Source organism: Acidimicrobiia bacterium (assembly GCA_029210695.1).
GTDB lineage: Bacteria > Actinomycetota > Acidimicrobiia > Spongiisociales > JAHEDJ01 > JAHEDJ01.
In genome coordinates, this window is sequence record JARGFH010000008.1 from 1 (window position 1) to 4745 (window position 4745).

Below are 4745 nucleotides of genomic sequence, written 5' to 3' on the forward strand. Positions count from 1 at the left end.
CCCTCCTCTACGCCGGAAAACCCAACTGGAATCTACTCGCCACCATCACACCCCGCTGAAATCCGATGAGCCGGTTTCGTTGTCTTCAAGCGTGGCGTCATGGACAAGGCTCGTCGAGGTTCCACCGGCCGGATACACGATCGCCAGGCCGCCTGAGTCGACGACCGTCACCGAAAACGCATCGAGGACGGGAGCGAAACCGGCGTACTGCACGTCGACCCAGTTACTCGAAGACGCATCGATAGCACCCAGGTCGGATGTCACCTGTTGGAGATCCTCACCCGAGTAGGTAACGATCGGCACCAGGATCTCGACCTTCTTCTCCTGTGTGGCGCCATCCGTTTCGTACGTAACCAGGAGCTGGAGGTTGAGGTGCCTGCGTCCGTCGTAGGGAACGGTCAGCTTGATGGCGGTGAAATCGATCTCGTTCTCGCTGAGAAGGTCATCTGCCCAGAGGGACGTATAGCTGCCGGTGTTGGTCGGGTAGGAGTAGTCGACGCCGTCGTCGATCTTCGCCACCGTGACCTGGAAGTTTTGCGCGTCGCCATCGCGAGCCAACCAGTCGATTGTCACCCATGCTGAGTCTCCGGCGATCACCGCGGCAGTCTGTTTGGTCTGCGCCTCGATCTTCGCCGGCTTGCCGGCAGCAAGCGCGGGGGCCGCGGTTGCGAAGACCATCACTATGCCGACTGCCAAAACAAGACGAGGTTTCATACAGGTGTATCGGCAACTAGTGGGATGGAACTTGAACGCGATTCAACCATTGCAGTAGGCCTCATACTCGGCGAGGACTCTGGTTCTGAGTTCGACATCATCGGTCAATGCGTCTTTGAACTCACGGTAGATCTCGGCGGTCAGCCCATTCCCGGCCAGCCGCTCGTCGAACGTCCCGCTGAGGTTGTCGAGGTCTTCATACACCGAACGTTGCACGTCGCACTGCCAGCGTGCCTCGAAAGGCACCATCAGCTCGACATCGAATGAGGCACCGCAGGCTGCAGTAGTCACGGCGACGAGAACGGTCGAGATAGTGATTCGGAATCGCATCCCTCTTCGTATCGGCGCCCTACCCGCCGCAGGCAAGGAATTCCTCGTCAGCCTGCAATGCGTTCGAGTGCCTCGATCACCCGGTCCACTTCCTCGGGCAGGTTGTAGTGGACGAAGCCGATTCGAACGAGGCCGCCCGTGTCGGCCACCCCGAGCGCGGCAATCGGTTCGACGGCGTAGTAATCGCCACTCCACACGAAGATGCCCTCAGCTCCGAAGGCTGCCGCGACTCGATCCGGATGCACACCGTCGACTGAGATGCCGAACGTGGGAGTGCGTTCGAGAGGGTCTCCCTTGGTGATGCCGTACACACGGACGGACGGAATCCGCGCCACGCCGTCGAGAAACCGTCGCGACAGCATCTGCTCGTATTGCCGGGTGGCGGCCATCGCCGTCATGAGGTCCCCCCGACGGGACCCGATTGATCGGCCACCGTCGGTGAGCGAGGCGCCGATCGAGGCCAGGTAGTCGATTGCGGCGATGACTCCGGCCAGAGACTCGAAACTCTGCGTTCCGGTTTCCCATTTGCCGGGGCTTTCGGAGGGAGCCGGCCGGAGGCGGTAGGCGTCGAAGCGTTCGAGCAGCTCGTGCTTGCCAAACAACATTCCCGTGTGGGGCCCGAAGAACTTGTAGGCGGACGCGACCAGGAAGTCGCAATCGAAAGCCCGAACATCAACTGGACCGTGGGGGGCGTAGTGGACGGCGTCGACGAAGATGAGGGCACCTGCGGAGTGGCCGATCGCCGCGCCGCGCCCGACATCAACCAAACTGCCCACCGCGTTCGAAGCCGCAGGGAGCGCGACGAGTTTCGTTTTATGGCCGACCGCCGACTCGAGCGATTCCATGTCGAGGGTTGCGGTTTCCACGTCGATGTCAACGAACCGGATCGTCGCGCCTGCATCGCGGGCCGCCAGCACCCAGGGGGTGACGTTGGCATCGTGGTCCAATCGGGTGACCACCACTTCGTCGCCCTCCGACCAGGTCTTGCCGATTGCTCTGCTCAGGGCGAAGGTGATGCTGGTCATGTTCTGGCCGAAGGCGATCTCGGTTGGAGAGGAGCCGAGCAAGTCGGCGACTGCGGCTCGGGCGTTCTCGTGGAGCGAGTCGGACTCTGCACTGGCCGAGAAGAACCCGCCGTGGTTGCTGGCGCCCCTGTGCAGAACTCCGCTCATCGCGTCGATGACGGATTCAGGAACTTGAGTCCCGCCGGGCCCATCGGCCCAGACAACCGGGCGACCGCCCTGTTGCCGATCGAGGGCCGGAAACCTGGAGCGAAGCGCTACGGGATCGAGTCGCACGGTGAAGCCTCCCGGGAAGTAGTACGGACCAACGATACAGCGCCTTCAGGATCTTCAGCCTGCTTCCGCCGGGGGCACCGGATGCTCAGGAAGAGCATCAAAGGCGAGCGAGAAGACGCTCCATGATTCCTCGCGCCTGAATGTGAGATCGCCACCCATGAGTCGGGCAAGGTGTCGCGAGATGGTGAGGCCGAGCCCGACCGAACCCGGTTGGGTGCCGGGCTCATGGGCGGATTGGTAAGGAGCGAAGATCCGTTCAGGATCGGCGTCTCCGATGCCGGAGCCGTTGTCGCGAACTTCAACTCCTGCAACCCCGTTAGTCCTGGTGGTTCGAACAATGATGCGATCGCCGCCGTAGCGCCCTGCGTTCGTGATGAGGTTTCTGAGGATCTGGCGCACCCGCGGTCCGTCGACGGTAGCCATGGCCGGGAGGAGCTCAGCCTCGATCGCGGTGTCGATGCGGGAGGCAGTTGCCTCAATGACCCGTTCGGCGATCACCGCCAGATCGTTCGGGGTTTTGTGAGCCGTGAGTGCCCCGAGCTCGTACCGGGCCGCGGTGAGGAGGTCGTCGACGATGTTGGCCAGATCGGTCGACTCGTTGGCGATCGACGCGATTGCTTCTGCCGTGATCTCGGCGTCGAGTGTGTCCCCGTGGTCCCGGAGAGTCTCAGCGAAGCCGAGAATCCCGGTGAGCGGTGTACGCAGTTCGTGACTGACGGCGGCGATGAGCTGGTCTTTCGAACGGATGATCTGATGCTTTTCCTCGACTTCGCGCCGGAGTTGTTCTTCCGTGAGCGCCTGGTCGATTTTGGCGGCCACGTGACCGCTGAACGTGCTGAGCAAGCTGAGATCGTCCTCGGAGAACTGGCTGAGTGGTCCGGGCCGATCGCCCACCATGAGTGCCCCCACAGTTGTCCCCCCCGACACCAATGGTGAGATGACCCCGTTGCTGATGCCACCGAGTTGCTGCCAGGCGGCGATCGGCTCGGGGATGTCGCCGTCGAGGGCCAGAACATGATGCCCGAGCGCTGCCACGACCTGACGAGCCGGCTGCTCGGGAACCGCGCTCACTTCGATGGAACCGTCCGGCTTGAGCACCGCTCGCATCCATTGCATCGAACTGTCGTGATGCAGGAACTCGGCGGAGTCGACCCGGAGCAGTCGACCGGATTCCAGCAAGACCCGCTCAACGATCTCCTGAGTGCTGAGCGGCCCCTCGATCGCCTGAGTGAGACCGAAGACGGCAGTCAACTCCTCATGACGGCTGTGAAGCCGGCCGTAGATCTTGGCCGCGAAGACCAGGCCGGCAACGACCAGGACTCCGAGGATGATGGCCCATATGCTCTGCGCAAGTGCGATGAAGACGAGGATGCTGACGGCGGCAGTCGCCAGGCTCATCAACCAGGAGACCGTGAGCCCGCCGATGATGTCCGCGAAGCGCCGGTCGGCGTCGTTGGTGGCGATGATGATCGCCACCAGCAACCCGGACACGACCCCTTCGACCGTCACTCCGGTCGCCAGCGCCAGCCATCCGCGGGGTTCGGTGATGGCCGCCTCCCCAACTACGGCCAGCATGGTCGTAACGGCCAGCGCGGTGCCGAACAAAGCATTGGCGGTATTGAAGGCCAGCTTGAGTGAGTTCTGCCAGCGAACCCACGACAGAGTGCCCAGCAGCCCGATCACCCGTGCGAGGGCGATCGCCAATGGTGCTGAAGCCGCCAGACCGAGTACCAGAGGCAACTCCGCCAGGGTCAGCGTATGTGCTCCCCTGCGCGTTGAGATATGGATGCCGCCGAGTTCGACGATGGCGAAGAGTATTGCCAGGACCCACCAACTGACCTCGAACGGCGCGCCGAGGGGAATCGACGAACCGGCGAGCGGAATCAACATGATTCCGCTCGCAGTGGCCATCAGGCCTGTGATCGCCCAGGTGTTCCTGGTTGGGTGTTGGCGTAGCCTCGAGAGCATGGGTTAGGCCGGGGCTCCTTTTCTGCCCCTGTCGGCCCCTTCAGGTGGCTCTCAAGCGTACTCCGCTACGACCAGGTGTTCCCACTCCACGTGTTCCCGGACCACGTGTTCCCGGACCACGTGTTGCCCGACCACGTGTTCCCGGACCAGGTGTTGCCCGACCAGGTGTTCCCGGACCAGGTGTTGCCCGACCAGGTATTCCCATCCCAGCTAACGCCGGACCACGTATTCCCATCCCAGCTAACGCCGGACCAGGTATTCCCATCCCAGCTGACCCCGTCCCAGCTAACGCCGGACCAGGTGTTGCCGTCCCAGCTGACACCGGACCAGGTGTTCCCGCTCCAGGTGTTCCCGCTCCAGGTGTTCCCGTCCCAGCTAACGCCGGACCAGGTGTTGCCGGACCAGGTGTTGCCGGACCAGGTGTTGCCGGACCAG

At 63.0% G+C, this 4745-nt stretch carries 5 protein-coding genes; 1 reads left to right on the plus strand and 4 read right to left on the minus strand.

What is annotated here, in order from left to right; translation table 11 throughout:
- Window positions 1-45 precede the first annotated feature (45 nt).
- From P1T08_04000 to P1T08_04015, 4 genes are read right to left on the minus strand one after another with little or no spacing between them, the layout of a single operon-like run.
- Entirely contained in the window at window positions 46-714 is a 669-nt protein-coding gene (locus tag P1T08_04000) for a hypothetical protein (protein ID MDF1595249.1), read from the minus strand.
- A gap of 42 nt (window positions 715-756) precedes the next feature.
- A complete protein-coding gene (locus P1T08_04005) occupies window positions 757-1044 on the minus strand; it encodes a hypothetical protein (protein MDF1595250.1) in 288 nt (95 codons plus the stop codon).
- Between the two features lie 47 nt (window positions 1045-1091).
- On the minus strand, window positions 1092-2342 hold the full coding sequence (locus tag P1T08_04010; protein ID MDF1595251.1) for a cysteine desulfurase-like protein: 1251 nt from the start codon (window positions 2340-2342) through the stop codon (window positions 1092-1094).
- A gap of 54 nt (window positions 2343-2396) precedes the next feature.
- Window positions 2397-4310 carry a histidine kinase dimerization/phospho-acceptor domain-containing protein gene (locus tag P1T08_04015; GenBank protein MDF1595252.1) on the minus strand — a complete coding sequence of 638 codons (1914 nt, stop codon included), beginning with the start codon at window positions 4308-4310 and terminating at the stop codon, window positions 2397-2399.
- Window positions 4311-4385: 75 nt separating this feature from the next.
- On the opposite strand from P1T08_04015, the gene P1T08_04020 reads away from it, so the two are divergent.
- On the plus strand, window positions 4386-4745 hold a 360-nt coding region (locus P1T08_04020; GenBank protein ID MDF1595253.1), incomplete at its 3' end, for a hypothetical protein.

Excerpts from the sequence above, each read along its gene's own strand:
- P1T08_04000 (MDF1595249.1), bottom strand. The coding sequence starts at position 714 with ATGAAACCTCGTCTTGTTTTGGCAGTCGGCATAGTGATGGTCTTCGCA.
- P1T08_04005 (MDF1595250.1), bottom strand. The coding sequence starts at position 1,044 with ATGCGATTCCGAATCACTATCTCGACCGTTCTCGTCGCCGTGACTACT.
- P1T08_04015 (MDF1595252.1), bottom strand. The coding sequence starts at position 4,310 with ATGCTCTCGAGGCTACGCCAACACCCAACCAGGAACACCTGGGCGATC.